The sequence below is a fragment of the Pseudomonas sp. S30 genome (assembly GCF_016518545.1).
Taxonomy (GTDB): domain Bacteria; phylum Pseudomonadota; class Gammaproteobacteria; order Pseudomonadales; family Pseudomonadaceae; genus Aquipseudomonas.
In genome coordinates, this window is sequence record NZ_JACVTO010000004.1 from 96,324 (window position 1) to 115,398 (window position 19,075).

The 19,075-nt window shown below is 62.8% G+C and carries 15 protein-coding genes; 13 read left to right on the plus strand and 2 right to left on the minus strand.

Translation table 11 applies throughout. The features are described 5' to 3' along the window. Nucleotides 1-89: 89 nt before the first annotated feature. Nucleotides 90-1,409, minus strand: a complete 1,320-nt coding sequence (locus tag IAE34_RS06335) for an NAD(P)/FAD-dependent oxidoreductase (protein WP_325100974.1) — start codon at nt 1,407-1,409, stop codon at nt 90-92. 651 nt (nt 1,410-2,060) lie between these two features. Between IAE34_RS06335 and IAE34_RS06340 the strand changes: the two genes are divergently transcribed. From IAE34_RS06340 to IAE34_RS06375, 8 genes are all read left to right on the plus strand, one after another. Next, on the plus strand, nt 2,061-3,392 hold the full coding sequence (locus IAE34_RS06340) for an MFS transporter (RefSeq protein ID WP_200138019.1): 1,332 nt from the start codon (nt 2,061-2,063) through the stop codon (nt 3,390-3,392). 345 nt (nt 3,393-3,737) lie between these two features. Beyond that, the gene (locus IAE34_RS06345; protein WP_200138020.1) at nt 3,738-4,640 is read left to right on the plus strand and encodes a DMT family transporter; all 903 of its coding nucleotides are present in this window, start codon (nt 3,738-3,740) and stop codon (nt 4,638-4,640) included. Nucleotides 4,641-4,776: 136 nt separating this feature from the next. After that, nucleotides 4,777-6,177: a GABA permease gene (gene gabP / locus IAE34_RS06350; RefSeq protein WP_200138021.1), complete on the plus strand. Its 1,401-nt coding sequence runs from the start codon at nt 4,777-4,779 to the stop codon at nt 6,175-6,177. Between the two features lie 582 nt (nt 6,178-6,759). Further along, nucleotides 6,760-7,482 carry a GntR family transcriptional regulator gene (locus tag IAE34_RS06355; protein ID WP_233630974.1) on the plus strand — a complete coding sequence of 241 codons (723 nt, stop codon included), beginning with the start codon at nt 6,760-6,762 and terminating at the stop codon, nt 7,480-7,482. A gap of 85 nt (nt 7,483-7,567) precedes the next feature. After that, nucleotides 7,568-8,887: an NAD(P)/FAD-dependent oxidoreductase gene (locus tag IAE34_RS06360; protein ID WP_200138023.1), complete on the plus strand. Its 1,320-nt coding sequence runs from the start codon at nt 7,568-7,570 to the stop codon at nt 8,885-8,887. 136 nt (nt 8,888-9,023) lie between these two features. Next, a complete protein-coding gene (locus tag IAE34_RS06365; protein ID WP_200138024.1) occupies nt 9,024-10,352 on the plus strand; it encodes an MFS transporter in 1,329 nt (442 codons plus the stop codon). Between the two features lie 64 nt (nt 10,353-10,416). After that, a complete protein-coding gene (locus IAE34_RS06370) occupies nt 10,417-11,310 on the plus strand; it encodes a dihydrodipicolinate synthase family protein (protein ID WP_200138025.1) in 894 nt (297 codons plus the stop codon). 12 nt (nt 11,311-11,322) lie between these two features. Then, nucleotides 11,323-12,813: an aldehyde dehydrogenase gene (locus IAE34_RS06375; protein ID WP_200138026.1), complete on the plus strand. Its 1,491-nt coding sequence runs from the start codon at nt 11,323-11,325 to the stop codon at nt 12,811-12,813. 144 nt (nt 12,814-12,957) lie between these two features. Here IAE34_RS06375 and IAE34_RS06380 read toward each other — a convergent pair whose 3' ends face one another. Beyond that, nucleotides 12,958-13,665 (minus strand): GntR family transcriptional regulator, encoded by a 708-nt coding sequence (locus IAE34_RS06380; protein ID WP_200138172.1) that lies wholly within the window; start codon nt 13,663-13,665, stop codon nt 12,958-12,960. 502 nt (nt 13,666-14,167) lie between these two features. Here IAE34_RS06380 and IAE34_RS06385 point away from each other — a divergent pair. From IAE34_RS06385 to IAE34_RS06405, 5 genes are all read left to right on the plus strand, one after another. Continuing rightward, complete coding sequence (locus tag IAE34_RS06385) at nt 14,168-15,019, plus strand: glycine betaine ABC transporter substrate-binding protein (protein ID WP_200138027.1); 852 nt, start codon at nt 14,168-14,170, stop codon at nt 15,017-15,019. A gap of 117 nt (nt 15,020-15,136) precedes the next feature. Continuing rightward, nucleotides 15,137-16,255 carry a quaternary amine ABC transporter ATP-binding protein gene (locus tag IAE34_RS06390; protein WP_200138028.1) on the plus strand — a complete coding sequence of 373 codons (1,119 nt, stop codon included), beginning with the start codon at nt 15,137-15,139 and terminating at the stop codon, nt 16,253-16,255. Continuing rightward, nucleotides 16,252-17,112: an ABC transporter permease gene (locus tag IAE34_RS06395; protein WP_200138029.1), complete on the plus strand. Its 861-nt coding sequence runs from the start codon at nt 16,252-16,254 to the stop codon at nt 17,110-17,112. The genes IAE34_RS06390 and IAE34_RS06395 overlap by 4 nt, the downstream gene beginning before the upstream one ends. Beyond that, nucleotides 17,102-17,947, plus strand: a complete 846-nt coding sequence (locus IAE34_RS06400; RefSeq protein WP_200138030.1) for an ABC transporter permease — start codon at nt 17,102-17,104, stop codon at nt 17,945-17,947. Before IAE34_RS06395 ends, IAE34_RS06400 begins: the two co-directional genes overlap by 11 nt. Nucleotides 17,948-17,956: 9 nt before the next feature. Next, the gene (locus tag IAE34_RS06405; RefSeq protein WP_200138031.1) at nt 17,957-18,955 is read left to right on the plus strand and encodes a 4-hydroxyproline epimerase; all 999 of its coding nucleotides are present in this window, start codon (nt 17,957-17,959) and stop codon (nt 18,953-18,955) included. The last annotated feature ends 120 nt before the right edge of the window (nt 18,956-19,075 follow it).

Here is a 19,075-nt window from a genome sequence, read left to right on the forward strand (position 1 = left end):
AAAAACGCCATTTGCGCCAGTACGCGCGGTCGGGGCGTGCAGCGGGCGATGATCGAAAGGCGGGCGCTCAGGCACCCGCCGGTCGCCTGTCAGGCTTCCAGGCCGGCGGCAGCCTGACCGGTGCGCAATGTGAAGTTGACGCCGATCGACAGTGCGGGCTGCGGTGGATTCCAGTTCGGTTTCGGGGCTGCCAACAGGAACTCGGTGAGTGGTTCCATCTTGCCTGCCAGCATGTTCGCCAGCAGCGTACCTGTTGCCGTGCCGCGTACGGTGCCCAGGCCATTACAGGCCAGTGCGCCATATACGTTTTCGCGTAGTTCGCCGAAGAAGCCGGCGCCGTTGCGGGTCATGCCCAGGCCACCGCCCCAGGTGTGCTCGAACGGCACCTGGGTGAGCGTGGGGAAGCGGCGTTCGAACGAACGGCGATGGGCGACGCGGACCTTTTCGACATAGCCGTCCTTGCAGCGCCCGTCAGGGTTGAAGCTGAAGCTGTTACGCACCAGGATACGGTTGTCGTGAGTGCGACGCAGGGTGCTGCCAAAGGGGTCTGCCGGGATCACGCCCCAGAAGTCATGCCCGCCGATGCTGGCTTGTTCGGCCGGTGTCAGCGCACGGGTGAGACTGCCGTAGGTGAAGATCGGCAGCATGCGGTTTTCGAGGAAGCCGAAGTGCTGGCCGAAATGGTTGTTGCCCAGGATCAGCTTGCCGGCGGTGATACGACCGGTAGGGTGGTAGAGCACGATCTCCTTGCCATAGTCCACGGCGGTGATCACCGTGTCTTCGTAGAGCGAGACGTTTTCAGGCAGGCTATCGGCCAGACCTTTGACCAGCGCCGAGGGCTGTACCAGCATGGTCCCTGGGGTGAAGAGCGCCTTGCGGTAGAAGGACGTGCCGATGTGGTCTTTCAACTCGTTGCCTTCGATGAGTTCGACCTTCTCGCCCAGCGCTTCCAGGCCGCCACGATAGGCGTTGAGCACAGCGATACCCTTGTCCTCGATGGCCGCCTGGTATTTGCCGGAGTGGCGCAGGTGCGCGTCGGTGATGCCGTGTTGCTCCACCAGGTCGCGCAAGATGCCCTGGCCTCGCTGGTTCAAGTGCAGAATGTTCTTCGCGTTGGCTTTGTCACCGATGTAGTCCGGCGCGCCGATGTCGTGGGGCACATCGATCAGGAAACCGGCGTTACGGCCCGATGTGCCGAAGCCCACTTGTTGCGCCTCCACCAGAATCACCTTGTCCTGAGGGAAGTTCAGGGCCAATTGGCGGGCAGCGGCCAGGCCAGTGAAGCCGCCACCGATGACCACCCAGGGCGCCTTGTCGTCGCCGATCAGCGGCGCCTTTGGCTGACGCACACGACTGGTGTGAAACCAGCCGGGCGACGAATCGTCCCGAGGCAGGGCGTCCACGCGCACCCGCGATGCCGGGTCGGCCGGGATTCCATCGTCAAGCAAGGCCGTTGCTCCTCCGGCTGCGATGACGCCTGCTCCGATACCGGCGCCGATGAGGACATTTCTTCGTGACACTGCCATTGCTTGGGGATCCTGTTTCGTTGGGGGAGTCGATGCTGCGGATTGCGCGCAGGCGGGCTCGAGTTGTGAGCCTCAGCCGTCTCACCACTCCAAGCCACGCCTAACCAAATGATTAATACTTTGTGTATACACATAGTATAATTGGCTCATGGGTGCGTCAATCCGTCGCCCATGGCCCCCTCCTGGCGGGCGTGAACTCGCCTGAATCCCCCGCTCGATCAGCTGCCCCAAGCCAGCATCGAGTCCGCCCGATCTCGAATGCTCGGACGGTTGACCGCCATTTCGATCTTGGCTTATCCTCCGGTACGTCGTAATACATAAGATAGACACAATGTCTTCAGTCATTTTGTCGCACGTTCTCGGGCAGGTGTCAGGCACCTGTGCGGCGGTGTCGATTAAAGAGTCCTTTGCAGATTGGGCTGACTGTTGAAGTGCGAGGGTCGGAGTTTTCCGATCCGTAGCCAGTGCAAATGTCGCTGTTGGTATCACCGTCTTTAGCAACAACAATAAATAACGCAAAGAGGAACTGTGGTCGTGACCACTCAGACTGTTTCAATAGAAGATGTACCCCTGAACAACTTCCACACACTCATGAACGTGCGTGCCGGTGGTGGTTGGCTGCTGGACGGTTACATTCTCAGCATCATTGGCGTGGTGATCGTCCAGTTCTCCGATTACTTGAAGTTGGACGCCTTCGCCCAGGGCATGGTCGCAGCCGCAGCCATGCTCGGGACTTTCTTCAGCGCTTTCCTGGGCGGCTGGCTGACGGACAAGCTGGGCCGTCAACGCCTGTTCTTCGTTGGCCCCATCCTGTTCGTCGTGGGTTCCGTCGGCACGTTCTGGGTCGAGTCGGGCGCCATGCTCTTCGTCCTTCGATTCCTGGTCGGCATGGGGGTCGGGCTCGAATATCCCGTGGCGGGGTCCCTGCTCACCGAGTTCCTGCCGCAGAAACATCGCGGTCGTCGTCTGGCGGGCCTGACCATTCTGTGGTTCGCAGGCGCCGCGCTTTCCTACATCGTCGGCAACCTGATTCTGGCCGAAGCAGGTGACGATGCCTGGCGCTGGGTGCTGGCGAGCGCAGCTGTGCTGGGTGCCGTGCTGTTCATCCTGCGCCTGGGTACTCCAGAGTCTCCGCGCTGGCTGGTCAGCAAAGGCCGCCTGGGAGAAGCCGAGCAGGTGATCAAGCGTGTCTACGGTCCTTCCTTCTCGCTGGCCAACATGCCCGAGCAGGTCGCCGAGCATAAGGTCAGGCTTCGCGACTTCCTGCGCTCGGGTTACGGCGGCCGGATGCTCTTCGTCGGCGTGTTCTGGAGTGCGGCGGTGGTGCCGATGTTCGCCGTCTACTCGTTCGCCCCCGTGGTGCTGCAAGCCCTGCACCTCAACGGTCAGTGGGCGTCGTACGGTTCGATCCTGATCACGCTGCTGTTCGTGGTGGGCTGCGTCGTCGCCACCCGCTTGATCGATACCCTGGGCCGGCGACCGCTGATCATCCACAGCTTCCTCTGGTCCACCCTGGCGCTTCTGGGGCTCGGGGTGTTCTCCGACGGTTCCGAGGTGCTGGTACTGGTATTGTTCGGTGCCTACGCCCTGTTCATCGGAGGTGCGCAGGTCCTGGAACTGGTCTATCCCAATGAACTGTTCCCCACTGAGGTACGTGCGTTCGCCGTCGGGTTGGGGTCTTCTCTGTCGCGCATCGGCTCGGCAGCCGGAACCTGGCTGGTGCCGTTTTCGCTGCACAGCCTCGGCATTGGCAGCACCATGCTCATCGCCGCCCTGATTTCCCTGGCAGGGCTGGTGGTGTCGGTATGGTTGGCCCCCGAGACTCGTGGCATGAGCCTGGAGGCAGCCGCTTCGCTCGAACGCTGATCGGCGCCCACGTCCTTCAGCTTCCGACAACATCGACAAGGCCGCGCTCGCGCGGCCTTGTCACGTCTGACGGTTCGAAAGTGCGTGTCTACATTCGACAACGACATGTCCTCCCAAGGCGACAGGCGTCACGTTCGACACGGCATAATCCGCGCAACGGCCCACCCAGCGCTGAGGGTGGGCCGTCGCACCGCCTACGAGTAAGCAGCCTCGTCTCATAATTCCAACGCTGCAGCGCCCCGCACCGGTTCCCGGTAGCACCCATAACTATAAATTTTCCAATCACACCCAACGCCGCGCCGAGACCGCGCGGGCCGCGTTCGCGCCCTTATTGAGACGACTGCCATGATCGCTACCTCCGTTTCCACCGCTGGCCTGGCCAGCGGGCACCGCAATGCACTGCTCTCGGCGCACGTCGCCGCCGTTCTGTTCGGGCTCACCGGCATCCTGGGTGCGCTGATCCTGGCAGACGCCAGTGTCATCACCTTTGGCCGGGCGACCTTCGCCTTCATTGCGCTGGGCTTCGTCGCAGGCCTGAAGGGCACCCGCCTGCTCGATGCGCTGACGTGGCGCAACGTACCTATCCTCGGCCTCACCGGCACCCTGCTCGCGGCACACTGGGTCACCTTCTTCGTGGCCGTCAAAGTCGGCGGCGTCGCCGTGGCGACGCTCGGTTTCGCCAGCTTTCCCGCGTTCATCGCCTTGATCGACATGATTGGCTTCCGTGAGCGCATCGGCCGCAGCGAGGGCCTGTTGCTGCTGATGGTGACCGCAGGATTGGTGCTGGTCGTGCCGTCGTTCGACCTGCTCGACGAAGGCACTGTCGGGTTGCTATGGGGTGTGGGCTCGGGCCTGTCGTTCGCCTTGCTGGCCGTGGTCAACCGCCGCCATACCAAAGGCATGAAGGCGCTTCAGGTCGCATTCTGGCAGAACGTCGTGGTGGCCTTGCTGATGACGCCGTTCGTGTTCAGTCATCTGCCGGAGTCAGGTTTGCGTGCCGAGGACTGGGTCAGCCTGGCGCTGCTCGGGGTGTTCTGCACCGGGCTGTCGCAGTTCCTGTTCGTCAAGAGCCTGGACGGCCTGCAAGCACGTACGGCAGGCATGATCATCGCACTGGAACCGGTGTACGCCATTCTCGGCGCGTGGTGGATGTTCGATGAGGCGCCTTCGCTGCGCATGGCCGCCGGCGCGGCGCTGGTGATCCTGGCCACGGTATTGGGCGCGCGGCGCAAGCCCACGCCGCACTGATCCCGATGTCCGCCTGAGCGCAGCCAGTGGCTCGCTCAGGCAACTGGTCCCCGGACGAGCTCTTTTAAGGTGGTGCGGCGCGCGTGCCGTTTGTTGCGCGACACCCCTAACAAAAGCACAAGAAGGGATCAGAACTATGACGACGTCTGGAGTATCCAGCGGCCAATTGGCAGCGGGATTCAAACCGCGGCACGTGACCATGCTGTCCATCGCAGGGGTCATCGGCGCGGGGTTGTTCGTGGGTTCAGGGCATGCCATCGCTTCGGCGGGCCCGGCGGCGATCGTGGCCTACGCACTTGCCGGAGCACTGGTGGTGCTGGTGATGCGCATGCTGGGCGAAATGGCAGTCGCCAGCCCTGACACGGGCTCGTTCTCCACCTATGCCGACCGCGCCATCGGCCGCTGGGCCGGTTTCACCATCGGCTGGCTCTACTGGTGGTTCTGGGTCCTGGTCATCCCCATCGAGGCCATCGCCGCTGGTGTAGTCCTGAACAATTGGCTGCCCCATATCGAACCCTGGTGCTTCGCCCTGTCGATCACGCTGTTGCTGACGGCCACCAACCTGTTCAGCGTGGCCAAGTACGGCGAATTCGAGTTCTGGTTCGCCCTGCTCAAAGTCATTGCCATCATCGGCTTCATCGGTCTGGGCGCATTCGCCCTGGCGGGTGGGTTGCCGGGTCGGGAGGTCAGTGGGTTGGCTCAGTTGCTCAGCCTGCACGGCGGCTTCATGCCCAATGGCTGGACCGCCATCATCGGTGCGCTGCTGACCACCATGTTCAGTTACCTGGGTACGGAGGCCGTGACCATCGCGGCATCCGAGTCCGCTGACCCTGCCCGCAACATCGCCCGTGCCACGCGCTCGGTCATCTGGCGCATCAGCGTGTTCTACCTGCTGTCGATCTTCGTGATCATCTCGGTCGTGCCGTGGAATGATCCGCTGCTGCCGTTGCATGGCTCCTACCAGCGGGCCCTGGAGCTGATGAGCGTGCCCTATGCGAAGGTGCTGGTGGACGTGGTGGTGCTGGTGGCCGTGGCCAGCTGCCTCAACTCGTCGATCTACATCGCCTCGCGCATGCTGTTCTCGCTGGCCAGGCGCGGTGATGCTCCTGCACTCACCGGTCGCACGTCAACGGCGGGTGTGCCGCGGGCTGCGGTCATCGGCAGTACCCTGATCGGCATGCTGGCGACCGTCGTCAACTACTTCGCGCCGGCCCACGTGTTCGGCTTCCTGTTGGCCAGTTCGGGTTCGATCGCGCTGCTGGTGTACCTTGCCATCGCCTTCTCCCAGCTGCGCATGCGCGCGACGCTGGAGCGGCAGGGGCAGGTGATCGCCTTCAGGATGTGGCTGTTCCCATGGCTGACCTACGCCGTCATTGGTTTCATCGTGTTCGCGCTCGGGGTGATGTTCGTCATGCCGGAACACCGCCTTGAAGTGTCGCTCACTCTGGGCTTGGCCCTGAGTGTGCTGCTGATCGGCGTCTATCACAGCCGCCGGCAACCACTTGGCGCTCGACCGCCGGTGGCACCAGCCGTTTAGGCAGTAGCCAGACCGCGCAGGCTCAGCACGCCTGCGCGGTCTGCACTTCATCTCGGCTCTCGCTACAGCCCCTCACGCAATCCAGGCATTTTTCCTTGGCCGAGCAGATGGCCATGCCCAGGCCGCTCTCGACCGCCGCGTCGTCGACACTGGGCGTGGTGCCCGCCCATCTGTCCGGCCGGCTGCACCAGCGTCACCGTGACCCTAGTGTCCAGCACCCGAATGAAGGTGGGGCGAGAGAAGGGCGCAGGCAGTACAGCGCCGAGCCGCTCCTGTAGCCGGGTCGGCCTCCTGCAGCCGAGTGACGCGGCTGCATTCGAGTGCTACGACTGGCCTCGCAGGCCCCGTGTCACCGACCAAAGACAAGCAATAAGAATCCCCCAATGGACTGGGATAAGTTGCCGCCGTCCAGGTAGCTAGAGTCGTATATAGACATGTAACCGTCGTATCTGGATGCGCTGGTCAAAAGTGATTATGCATAGGGCATAGAGCGATGAAAATTCTGTAGACACACTGTCTAACAGTGCATATATTCAGTATACAAACTGTAGACACAGTCCCATGACAATAAAGAAACAAGCGATGAATGCGTTCAGCGAACTTCAGCCGCTATCAGGCTCGTTTCCGAGCAATCGCAAACAGGCTCTCGCAGAGACACTTCGTCAGCGCGTCCTGCTTATGCACTTGGCGCCTGGCGCGTGCATCGACGAAGTTGCCTTGTGCGAGGCGTTCGGCTTATCGCGCTCGCCAGTGCGCGAGTTGCTCAGGCAACTGGCGACCGAAGGCTACATCGAGCTGGAAGCCAACAAGCCGCCGCGTGCAGCCTTCATGGACCAAGGCGCGTTCCTGGGTTTCTTTCAAGCCGCCCCATTGATCTACACCGCCAGCATCCAGCTGGCGGCGAGCCAGGCGCTGCCCGATGGGCTGCACAGACTCAAGGCCATCCACCGCGACTTGAACAGGGCGACCGAGCAGCGGGACGCGGCGCGTCACCTCATGCTGAACAACGCGTTTCATCTGCAAATCGGCTACATGGCGCATAACGATTACCTGCTTCCGAGCCTGCGCCGCTTGCTGATCGATCACGCCCGGTTGAGCAGTCTGGCAGATGCGAACCCTGGCGCCGATGACGCGCAGGTCGGGCGCCGCCTGGCGTACGAGCACTACGAATCGATGATTGGCGCCCTTGAACGGCGCGATGCTGAAGCTGCCGGTGTGCTCATGCGCGAGTACTTCGAGCGATCACGCCATCGACTGGCCACATTCGCATTACCCAGGATATTCACTGCCACGGGGGCGGTTTAACGGCTCATCAATTCCGCGCGCGTTCATCCCGGGTGCTGCGTCACCACCGGGAACGAGCACACACTCTCAACATCGGGTTCCTGCAATGACAAAAATAACTTCGTTGCCCGCCGACGATTCGACATGCGGTTGGTACCACCTGAGCAAGGGCCGGCAGATCAAGCCCGCTCACAGCGGTCACTCTCAGGCGCGCTGGGTCATCGTCGGCGCCGGATTCACCGGTCTGGCCGCTGCTCGACAGCTGGCCCTGCATTTCCCTGACGATCAGATCGTGCTGCTGGAGGCTCAAGAGGTCGGCTACGGCTCTTCGGGTCGCAACGCAGGCTTCGCCATCGATCTGCCTCACGATATCGGGGCGGAAGACTACATCGGCGACATTGGCATCGCCCGCTCCACGCTCAAGCTGAACATCAGTGGCCAGACCCTGCTCAAGGAGCTGGTGGAGCGCTATGGCATCGATTGCCAGATGAAGCATTGTGGCAAGTATCAGGCTGCTGTCGAGCCCCGTGGCATTGCGGTGCTCGAAGCCTACCGCCGCGGTCTGGACAAGCTCGAGCAGCCCTACCAGATGATCGATGCCGAGGCGTTGCCCGAACACATCGGCACGCACTTCTACCGCAAGGCGCTGTTCACGCCCGGCACCTCGCTGGTGCAACCCTCTGCATTGGTCAAAGGCCTGGCGGACAATCTGCCGGCCAACGTCACGTTGTATGAACACACGCCCATCACCGAAGTGGAGTACGGCACCAAGACCGTGCTGAAACACCCCAATGGGTCCATCACCGCCGACAAGCTGGTGCTCACCACCAACGCTTTCGGCATGAGCTTCGGCTTCCTCAAAGGGCGCATGCTGCCGGTGTTCACCTATGCCAGCCTGACCCGCCCCATGACCGAGCAGGAGCAGGCGCGCCTGCGCGGCAAGCCCTACTGGGGCGTGATCCCGGCCGACCCGTTCGGCACCACGGTGCGGCGTACTCCGGACAACCGTCTGCTCATCCGCAACAGTTTCAGCTTCAACCCGGACGGCCGTGCCAACGCCAAATACCTGCAGCGCTTCGAAGCCCGACACCGCGACGCCTATGCACGACGGTTCCCGATGCTGCCAGACCTGCCGTTCGAGTACACCTGGGGTGGTGCGTTGGCCATGTCCCGCAACCACATGGGCTTTTTCGGCGAACTATCAAAGAACGTCTACGGCGCCCTGTGCTGCAACGGCCTGGGTGTGACCCGCGGGACGGCTACCGGCAAGCTGCTGGCTGACTGGCTGGCGGGCGAGAGCAACGAGCTCATCGACTTCGTGCGCAAGACCCCTGGCCCTAGCGCCAACCCCCCAGCCCCGATCATGTCGCTGGGGCTCAACATGAACCTGAAATGGGGCCAGTACCGGGCCGGCAAGGAGAGTTGATCCTACGCAGCGCTGCAGCAGGTGCCCGGTGGGCAGTGCAGCGCGACACCTTCAGTGACACACCGCTTTGAACACTGCGGTCGGCCCGCGGCATGTCCGCCGAGGGAGCTGCGCCGTAGGGTAGCAGGAGAAAACAATGACGAACGCAAGCGTTACGATCGAAGACGTGCCCATCAGTCGGTTCCACCAGGTGCTGACCCTGCGGTGCGGGGGTGGCTCCTTCGTGGACGGCTATGTGCTGAGCATCATCGGGGTCGCCATGACGCAGATGTCCGCCGGCCTTGGGCTCAGCAGTTTCTGGCAGGGCATGATCGCGGCTTCGGCCTTGATCGGCATCTTCTTCGGCGGCTTCTGCGGCGGCTGGCTCACTGACCGTTTTGGCCGCAAGCGTGTGTTCTTCATCGGTCCGGTCTTGTTCATCCTGGCATCCGTGGCGCAGTTCTGGGTGGAGACCGCCGTCGGACTCTTTCTCTTGCGTTTCGCCATTGGCATCGCCGTGGGCATCGAATATCCCGTTGCCACGTCGCTGCTGGTCGAGTTCCTGCCCAAGAACAGCCGCGGCCCGCGCCTGGCGATGCTGACGGTGCTCTGGTTCGCCGGCGCCGCCAGCGCCTACATGGTCGGCGAGGCGATCCTGCACGTCGGAGGCGAGGAGGGTTGGCGTCTGGTATTGGCCAGCGCTGCGGTGGTAGGCGCTCTGTTGCTCGCCTTGCGCGTGGGCACCCCGGAGTCACCACGCTGGCTGCTCAGCAAAGGCCGATCCGGCGAAGCTGAGGACATCATCAAGGGGGTGTACGGCGACGGCTTCTCGCTGCGCAACCTGCCTGAAGAGCCCAAGACCCGCGCCCTGTCGTTCTTCAGCCTGCTGCACTCGGGTTACGGCAAGCGCATGTTGTTCGTGATCGTGTTCTGGACCTGTTCGGTGATACCGGTGTTCGCCGTATACGCCTTCGCACCCAAGGTTCTGGGTGCGCTCAATCTCAAAGGTGATTGGGCCTCGATCGGCTCGGTGGCGATCACCAGTCTGTTCGTGGTCGGCTGCCTGACGGCGACCCGATTGCTCAACACCCTGGGACGACGGACGACCCTGCTGCACAGCTTCCTGTGGTCAGGCCTGGCCCTGCTGGGGCTGGGCGCCTGTGGCACCAGTTCGCAAACGTTGATTCTGCTGTTGTTCGGTGCCTACGCCTTGTTCATCGGCGGCGCCCAGGTGCTGCAATTGGTTTACCCCAACGAGCTGTTTCCCACCGAGATTCGAGCGGGTGCCGTCGGTGTGGGCACCTCGCTTTCGCGCATTGCAGCGGCCGTCGGCACCTGGCTGGTACCCATTGCCCTTGATCGCTACGGCATCAGCGCCACGATGTATGCCGCCGCTGCAGTCACGTTCATCGGTCTTGCCGTGTCCTATGCGCTGGCCCCGGAGACGCGTTCGATGAACCTGCAGCAAGCCGCCTCACTCGCTTGATCCACACTCCGCCGCGGCGTGCGTACGGCGCGGTTCCACCCCAACGACTTACTGGAGATCTACCGTGAAATTCGAAGGCATCTACACCCCCGCCGTCACCCCCCTCGCCGCAGACGGCTCGATCGACAAAGCCGCGTTCGCCGAAGTGCTCGACTACCTGGTCGAGTCCAAGGTCCACGGCATCATCATCGGCGGCTCCACCGGCGAGTACTACGCCCATACCGCCCAGGAGCGCACCGAACTGGCCGCCCAGGCCAAGGACGTGCTCAATGGCCGCCTGCCATTGATCGTCGGCACCGGCGGTATTCGCACCGAAGACGCCGTGGCCTTCGCCCAGCACGCCAAGGACATAAAGGCCGACGCGCTGCTGGTCGGCACCCCGCCGTACGCACTGCCGACCCAGCAGGAAATCGCCCTGCACGTCAAGGCGGTCGACGCTGCTGCCGGCCTGCCGATCATGCTCTACAACTACCCAGGCCGCATGAGCGTGAGCATGGGCGAGGAATTCTTCGATGCCGTGGCCGATGTGAAGAACATCGTCGCCATCAAGGAAAGCTCCGGTGACATGGCCCAGCTGCACCGCCTGGCCATCAAACGTCCGAACATCCAGCTGTCGTGCGGCTGGGACGACCAGGCCCTGGAGTTCTTCGCCTGGGGCGCCAAGAGCTGGGTGTGTGCCGGTTCCAACTTCATCCCGCGCGAGCACGTGGCCCTGTACGAGGCGTGCGTGGTCGAGAAGAACTTCGACAAGGGTCGCAAGATCATGGCGGCGATGATGCCGCTGATGGACTTCCTCGAAGGTGGCAAGTTCGTCCAGTCGATCAAGTACGGCGTCTCGCTCAACGGCCTGAGCACCGGGGGCGTGCGCAAGCCGCTGTCCGAGCTGGACGCTGCGGAGAAAGAAGCGTTGCAGGGCGTTGTCAGCGAACTCAAAGCCACCATCGCCGCCATCAACTGAGGAGGCCCCGACATGACCGAATTGCTCAGCAAGGACCAGTACGCGGCCATCGCCGCCAACCTGCAACTGCGCACCCAGGCGTTCATCGACGGTGAATTCCGCGATGCCATCTCGGGCCGCACCTTCGTCACCACCAATCCGGCTACCGGTAAGCAGCTGGCTGAAGTCGCCGCGTGCGACGCTCAAGACGTCGACTTGGCCGTGGCCGCCGCCAAGCGCGTGTTCGAGCAGGGCACCTGGTCGAAGATGCAGCCCAACGATCGCAAGCACGTGCTGCAGAAATTCGCCCAGCTGCTCGAAGACAACGCCCACGAACTGGCCGTGCTCGAAGCGCTGGACAGCGGTAAGCCGGTCAGCGAGTGCCAGAACGTCGACGTGCCGGAAACCATCCACACCATTCGCTGGCACGCCGAGCTGATCGACAAGATCTACGACGCCACCGCCCCGACCGGCAACGCGGCCGTGACCATGGTGGTACGCGAAGCCATCGGCGTGGTCGGCCTGGTGCTGCCGTGGAACTTCCCGCTGCTGATGTTGGCCTGGAAGATCGCCCCGTCGCTGGCCGCCGGTTGCTCGATCGTGGTCAAGCCGGCCAAGGAAACCACCCTCAGCGCCCTGCGCGTGGTCGAGCTGGCCCATGAGGCGGGCATCCCGCCTGGCGTGTTCAACCTGGTGCCTGGCGGTGGTCGTGAAGTGGGCGAGGCCATCGGCCGCCACATGGACATCCCGATGGTGAGCTTCACCGGCTCCACCGACACCGGCCGGCTGTTCCTGAAATACGCCGCCGAGTCCAACCTCAAGCGCATTGTGCTGGAACTCGGTGGCAAGAATCCGGCCGTGGTCATGAACGACTGCGAGGACCTGAATGAGGTGGCCGAATTCGTCACCGCCGGTGCGTTCTGGAACATGGGCGAGAACTGCTCGGCCTCCTCACGCCTGATCGTGCACAAGGACGTCAAGGACGAGCTGCTCGGCCTGATCGCCAAGCACCTGAAGGACTGGAAGCTGGGCGACCCGCTGGACCCGGACAACCGCCTGGGGGCGATGGTCAGCAAGGCGCATTTCGAGAAGGTCAAGTCGTACCTGGACTACGCCGCCGAGCACAAGCTCAACGTCGTGCAGGGCGGCCAGACCGAAGACGGGCTGCGCGTGCAACCGACCATCGTCGATGGCGTGACCCGCGACGACAAGCTGTTCGTCGAGGAGATTTTCGGCCCGGTGCTGAGCGTGACCAGCTTCGAGACCCTCGACGAGGCCATCGAGCTGGCCAACGACACCGTCTACGGTCTGGCCGCTTCGGCCTACACCGGCAGCCTGCGCAATGCGCTGCGCCTGTCGCGGGAAATCCGCGCCGGTGTGGTCACGGTCAACTGCTTCGGTGAGGGGGATGTGAGCACGCCGTTCGGTGGCTACAAGGAATCGGGCTTCGGGGGACGCGACAAGTCCATCTGGGCCCACGATCAATACACGGAGTTGAAGACCATCTGGATCAACGCTTCGTGAGGCGAGCAGTCGCGTCGCTGTTCTGACGGAGTTCGGCACGCAACTGGCCACTGCCCTCTAGGGGGCAGTGGTTTTTTGTGCACTGGCCAACTCGTCCCACAAGCGATCGTGGGCGCGCCGCGCCCAGATGCGTCCTCAGTCCAGTCAATACGCCAGCGCGACCTCGACGCCACGGGGGGCGGTGTACTCGGCCATGCGACGCCGGGAGAGTTCCCAGTGTGCCTGAACCACTTCGGTCGCTGCCTGCGGGTCCCGTCGCTCGATCGCCTCGATCATCTGATCGTGCTGGTCGCAGGCCAGCTCCAGGTCGCGTTGCATATCGTCGGTCGTGGGATGGCGGTAGAAGATACGGCCTAGCCGTGCGTGATCGATCAGCAAGCGGCGCAGGCTTGGCATCAAGTATTCGTTGTGCGCCATCTTGCCGATTTCCAGGTGGAATGCATCGTTGAGGATGACGCGGTTTTCGACGTCCTTGTCCTCGATGGCTTGACGAAATTGATGCTGAATCTGCCTGAGCACTTCGATTTCCGCCGGGCTGGCATGCAGGGCTGCCAGCTGCGTGGTCGCGATGTAGATCAGTGGTGCAGCCAGAAAGAAGCTGCGCAGCGAGTCATGGTTCATCGCGGCGACACGCGGCGCGCGGTTGGTTTCCAGCTCGATGTATCCCTCGGCGGCAATCTGGCGCAACAACTCTCGGACGGGAGGGCGGGACAGGCCGAACTCGTTACCCAGCGCGATCTCGTCGACCACAGCGCCGGGCGCCAGCTCCATGTTGAGGATGCGACGGCGCAAGGCCTCGCTCAGCACGCTTTTGCGATCGACAGGCACATCCGGGGTCTTGGACGCATTCATGGAGAACTTCTTCTGGGTCATGAGGGTGTCTACGGTTTGAATAATGACTATAGGATGTTGTTAGACAAGACGTCTATAGACAGTGATGTGAGTGTATTCGGCATGAGTCTACGGCATTGACTACAGCGTCGCTTGGTTATCGACCTGCGCGTGGCGAAGCGAACGCACTGCTTTTGCATGACGCTTGCGCGGCTACGCCACCGTACGCTGAAACCCAGGCGCGCGCGCTGTTCTATTGACGACAAGGTGATACCCAATCACGACGAGTTCATCACCCCCTGTCATCTCGGGCAACAGGCGCCAGGGCAGTAAACGCAACGGTTTGCGGCCCGATCATGAATTCAGTAAGTATACAGATTGAATTCAGCCCGTATTGACCACCCCTCGTACCCATGCCAGTCTCGGCGCAGACGGCCTGCCATCTGCGTACAGCGCCAATACCAACAACGCATATGACCGGTCCGGGCGACACTTTATAACTCCATAAAAAAGGTATCAGCCAATGGGTGTAATCAAGAAAGCGCTGTGTGCACTTGCAATGCTGAGCGCAACGATCGTCAACGCGCATGCCGAAGACAAAGTGATCCAGATGGGCACGCTCTCTTGGGAGGACCTCACACCGATTACCGGTATCACCAAAAAAGTGCTCGAAGACTCCGGTTATACCGTCAAGGTCACTTCGTTCTCGGAGTGGGGTATCGCCTACGCCGCATTGAGCAAAGGGGATATCCAGATACTTGCGTCGCAGATCGACTACGTGGCCCAGGATTACTGGAACCGCAACAAGAATCGCCTGGAGAAACTTTCGCCCGTTTCCCATGGGTTGTACCAGGGCATCGCGGTGCCCAAGTACGTGCCGATCGACTCGCTCGAGCAGCTCAATGAACAGGCCGACAAGTTCAACAACAAGATCATCGGCATCGAGCCGGGTTCGGGGTTGATGAGCGATGCGGCCAAGGCCGTCACCGAGTACGGCATCCGTCTGAACCTGCTCGAAGGCAGTTCTGCGGCCATGACCGCGGCGCTCAAGTCCGCCATTGACCGCAAGGAGTGGGTTGCAGTCACCATCTGGGAGCCTTCCTGGATGACGCAGAAGTATGACTTGAAGTTCCTGAAGGACCCGAAAGGCGTGTTCCCGCCGCCACAGGGCTACTACTGGATCGGCCAGAAAGGCTTTTCCGAGAAGAACCCGCATGCCCGCGAAGTGCTGGCCGGAGTGTACGTTCCCTTGAGCGATATCACTGCCATCAATGGCGAGGTCAAGGACGGCAAGACGATGGATCAGGCCATGGCCGACTGGACCGCGCGCAACGCCGAGCTGATCAAACGCTGGGAAAACATCAAGAAGCCCTGACGGGACGTCGCGGCCTCTCGTTGCCCGGGGCCGCCTTCACCGCATTACGCTGTTACCAACACTGCCGTAACCGATTTGAATAACAAGACCAGCGTTGACTGGGTTGACGGGTGTGACATGAAGAATTCAGTTCCTTGCACGAATGACGTGCTGGTCAGTTGCCAGGGTGTCTGGAAGGTATTCGGCGAGCAGGTGGCCGACGCGATCAAGGCGAGCCGCGAGCAGGGCGCATCGAAGAAGCAGATCCTGCAGGACCATGGCTGCGTGATCGGGGTATCCGATGTCAGCCTGGAAGTGAAGCGAGGTGAGATTTTCTGCATCATGGGGCTCTCGGGCAGCGGTAAATCGACCCTGATCCGCTTGCTCAACAAGCTGATCGAGCCCAGTGCCGGCAAGGTGGTGGTGAAGGGGCAGGACCTGGCCACGCTCGACGGCCCGGGCCTGCGCAAGGTACGCGCTCAGCAAATCGGCATGGTGTTCCAGAGTGTCGCTTTGCTGCCGCACCGCACGGTGCTCGAGAACGTTGCGTTCGGTCTCGAAGTGCAGGGCGTCGCCAAGGCCGAGCGCCACGCCTCGGCGCAACGCTCGTTGGAAAAAGTTGGCCTGAGCGATTGGGCGCTGCGCTATCCAGGCGAGCTGTCCGGCGGTATGCAGCAACGCGTGGGCCTGGCCCGGGTGTTGACCTGCGACCCCGAAATCATCCTCATGGACGAGCCCTTCAGCGCCCTGGATCCTCTGATCCGTCGCCAACTGCAGGATGAGTTCCGCGGCCTGACCAAGTCACTGGGCAAGTCGGCCGTGTTCATCACCCACGATCTTGAAGAGGCCATTCGTCTGGGTGACCGCATCGCGATCATGAAAGACGGCGTCATCATCCAGGTCGGGACCGCCGAGGATATCGTCCTGAACCCGGCCGACGCCTACGTCGCCGATTTCGTCGCCGGCATCTCGCGGCTGCATCTGGTCAAGGCGCACTCGGTGATGTCCAGCCTCGACACGTGGCGCGCGCTGCACCCGCACCTGGACGTCGACACCCTGCCCGCAGCGGGACCGCAGGCGGACTTGGACACGCTCATCAATCGCCTGATCCACTCCCGCAGCGAGGCCGTGCTGATCGCAGAGGAGGGGCGGCCACTGGGTATCGTCACGCCAACCGACCTGCTGCGCGGGGTTCAAGGGGCTGAACGGGAGAGCGAGGAGGGCGGGTCGATCGTTCAGCGGGAGGTGCAGGCATGAACCCGTCTACCTTTCCCTCCACGTTCGACGCCTCGGTGGATGCGGGGCTGGAGTGGGTAACGGACAGCGGCGCTCAGGTATTCGAGTGGCTCAACGACGTGCTCACCGGCTTGGTCAATGGGCTCACCTGGGTGCTGAACCTGGCACCTTTCTACGTGGTGGCGCTGGTGTTCGGCGCGCTGGCCTGGCGGCTTTCAGGCCATTGGCGCTCTGCTGCACTCACGGCCATCGGCCTGCTGATCTGTGCGTTTCTCGGGTTGTGGACGGAAACCATGAGCACCCTCGCGCTGGTCCTGGCGGCCACGACGCTGGCCTTGCTGGTCGGCATTCCGCTGGGGGTGATGGGCGGGCTGTGGCCCAAGCTCGATGGCGTCGTGGAGCCGGTGCTCGACCTGCTGCAGACCCTGCCACCCCACATTTACCTGCTGCCCGCCATCGCCTTGCTGGGCTACGGCTCCGCGACCGCTCTCGTAGCGACTTTCATCGTCGCCATTCCCCCCGTCTTGCGCCTGACCGCGCTCGGCATCCGCATGACACCTCGCCCGTTCATCGAGCTCGGTGAGGCCAGCGGCACCCGACCGGCGCAGCTGTTCTTCATGATTCGCCTACCGTTCGCCCTGCCCAGCATCATGACCGGCGTCAACCAGAGCCTGATGATGGCCTTCGGCATGGTGGTGATCGCGGGCATCGTCGGCTCGGGTGGCCTCGGCGAGGCCATCTATGGCGCCATTCGCACACTGGATATCGCGCGTTCGATCGATGCGGCACTGGCGATCGTCATCCTTACCCTGATCCTGGACCGCATGGCCCAGAACGCCACCCCGTCCCAACGCGAGGCTCAGCACGATGCTCACTGACATGCGTTTCTCGCTGGGTGCGGTCCTGGCGCCGATGGTCGATTGGCTCAACGCGAACTTCCATCCTGTATTCGCCTTCATCAGCCGCATCGTCGATGCGGTGCTTGGCGGCATCGAAACCGCGTTGCTCGCACTCCCGGCCTGGGGGGTGATCGCGCTGATCAGCGTGCTGGCGCTGTGGCTGATCAACCTGCGCACGGCCGTGCTGGCCGCTGCCATGCTGGGCTTCTGCTGGCTTTCGGGCCTGTGGACCGCGTCCATGCAGACCCTGGCCCTGGTATCGGTGTCGGTGCTGCTGTCCGTCGCCATCGCTTTTCCACTGGGCATCCTCGCCGCGCGCAGACCACGCTTCGAGCGTGCCGCCAGCCCTGTCCTCAACGTGATGCAGACCGTACCGCCTTGGGTCTACCTGATCCCTGCCGTGATGATCTTCAGCCTGGGTAAGGTGCCGGCCATCATGGCGACGGTCATTTACGGTGTTGCGCCGATGATGCGCCTGACCACCCTGGCGTTCCGTCAAGTACCGCGCAATTTGCTGGAGCTCGGTCAGGCGCTCGGTGCGACGCCCCGGGTGACTCTGTTGAAGATCGAGATTCCGGCCGCCGTGCCGAGCCTGCTGGTCGGCTTGAACCAGTGCATCCTGTTGTCGCTGGCAATGGTGGTGTTGGCGGGACTGGTCGGGGCCGGGGGACTGGGCGCCGAGGTCACGCGCGGCCTCACGCGCATGGAGATGGGGCTGGGCTTGCGGGCAGGCCTGGCGATCGTGGCGGTGGCGCTGCTGTTGGACCGCCTCTCGCGTGGCTTTCTGCAACGCCAACCGGTTCGTCAACACTAGGGGATACCCATGAGCAAGACGTTCTTCTGTATCGATGCCCATGCCTGCGGCAACCCCGTGCGCGTCGTGGTCGGTGGCGCGCCGCTGTTACCTCACGTGAGCATGGCCGAGCGCCGAGCGATGTTCGTGCGCGATCATGACTGGATGCGCAAGGCACTGATGTTCGAACCCCGCGGTCATGACGTGATGTCTGGCGCCATGATCTACCCGACCGTACGCGAGGATTGCGACTTCGCCGTATTGTTCATCGAGGTCAGCGGGAGCCTGCCGATGTGTGGCGCCGGCACCATCGGGCTCAGTACCGTGGTGATCGAGCATGGGCTCGTCAAACCGCGCACGCCAGGGCGGCTGGCCATCGAGACCCCGGCCGGCAAAGTGGAGGTGGCGTATGTCGAGCAAGCCGGCAAGGTGACCTCGGTGCGCTTGATCAATGTGCCAAGCTACCTGCACGAGCGTGATGTCCAAGTGCAGGTGCCGGGGCTGGGGACGCTGAGCGTGGACGTCGCTTACGGCGGCAACTACTACGCCGTGGTCGAGCCTCAGCCTGCGTGGCCAGGGCTGGAGGGTCTGTCAGCGGCGCAGATCGTCGATCAGAGCCGGCGCCTGCGCAGCGCACTCGCCTCGGTGTGCAACCCCCAGCACCCCGAGCACGCCGATATCGGTGGCGTCCACCATGTGCTGTGGTGCGATGACGCCCGCCAGGCGCACGCCGATGGCCGCGGTATCGTGTTCTATGGCGACAGCGCACTGGACCGCTCACCCGGTGGCACTGGCACCTCGGCACGCCTGGCGCAGCTGTACGGCAAGGGTCGACTGCAGGTGGGTGACACCTACTGTAGCGAAAGCCTGATCGGCACGACCTACCTGGGACGGGTCGAATCGGCCTGCAAGGTTGGCGAGTACGATGCCATCGTGCCGAGTATTTCTGGGTGGGCGCGGGTGATCGGGTTGAACACGCTGTTCGTCGACGAGCAGGATCCGTTGGCGCATGGGTTTCAGGTCGTCTGAACAAAGGTACAGCTTCTAGTCATCCGCCATTTTTCGCGGGTCGCCGCCAGCCGTGAGGCAAAGGCTGGCAGTGAATGGCGTTCGACATTCCAACTGCGGTTTCGAGACCCGCAACGCCTA

Excerpts from the sequence above, each read along its gene's own strand:
- IAE34_RS06345 (WP_200138020.1), top strand. The coding sequence starts at position 3,738 with ATGATCGCTACCTCCGTTTCCACCGCTGGCCTGGCCAGCGGGCACCGC.
- gabP (WP_200138021.1), top strand. The coding sequence starts at position 4,777 with ATGACGACGTCTGGAGTATCCAGCGGCCAATTGGCAGCGGGATTCAAA.
- IAE34_RS06355 (WP_233630974.1), top strand. The coding sequence starts at position 6,760 with ATGAATGCGTTCAGCGAACTTCAGCCGCTATCAGGCTCGTTTCCGAGC.
- IAE34_RS06360 (WP_200138023.1), top strand. The coding sequence starts at position 7,568 with ATGACAAAAATAACTTCGTTGCCCGCCGACGATTCGACATGCGGTTGG.
- IAE34_RS06365 (WP_200138024.1), top strand. The coding sequence starts at position 9,024 with ATGACGAACGCAAGCGTTACGATCGAAGACGTGCCCATCAGTCGGTTC.
- IAE34_RS06375 (WP_200138026.1), top strand. The coding sequence starts at position 11,323 with ATGACCGAATTGCTCAGCAAGGACCAGTACGCGGCCATCGCCGCCAAC.
- IAE34_RS06380 (WP_200138172.1), bottom strand. The coding sequence starts at position 13,665 with ATGAATGCGTCCAAGACCCCGGATGTGCCTGTCGATCGCAAAAGCGTG.
- IAE34_RS06385 (WP_200138027.1), top strand. The coding sequence starts at position 14,168 with ATGGGTGTAATCAAGAAAGCGCTGTGTGCACTTGCAATGCTGAGCGCA.
- IAE34_RS06390 (WP_200138028.1), top strand. The coding sequence starts at position 15,137 with ATGAAGAATTCAGTTCCTTGCACGAATGACGTGCTGGTCAGTTGCCAG.
- IAE34_RS06395 (WP_200138029.1), top strand. The coding sequence starts at position 16,252 with ATGAACCCGTCTACCTTTCCCTCCACGTTCGACGCCTCGGTGGATGCG.
- IAE34_RS06400 (WP_200138030.1), top strand. The coding sequence starts at position 17,102 with ATGCTCACTGACATGCGTTTCTCGCTGGGTGCGGTCCTGGCGCCGATG.
- IAE34_RS06405 (WP_200138031.1), top strand. The coding sequence starts at position 17,957 with ATGAGCAAGACGTTCTTCTGTATCGATGCCCATGCCTGCGGCAACCCC.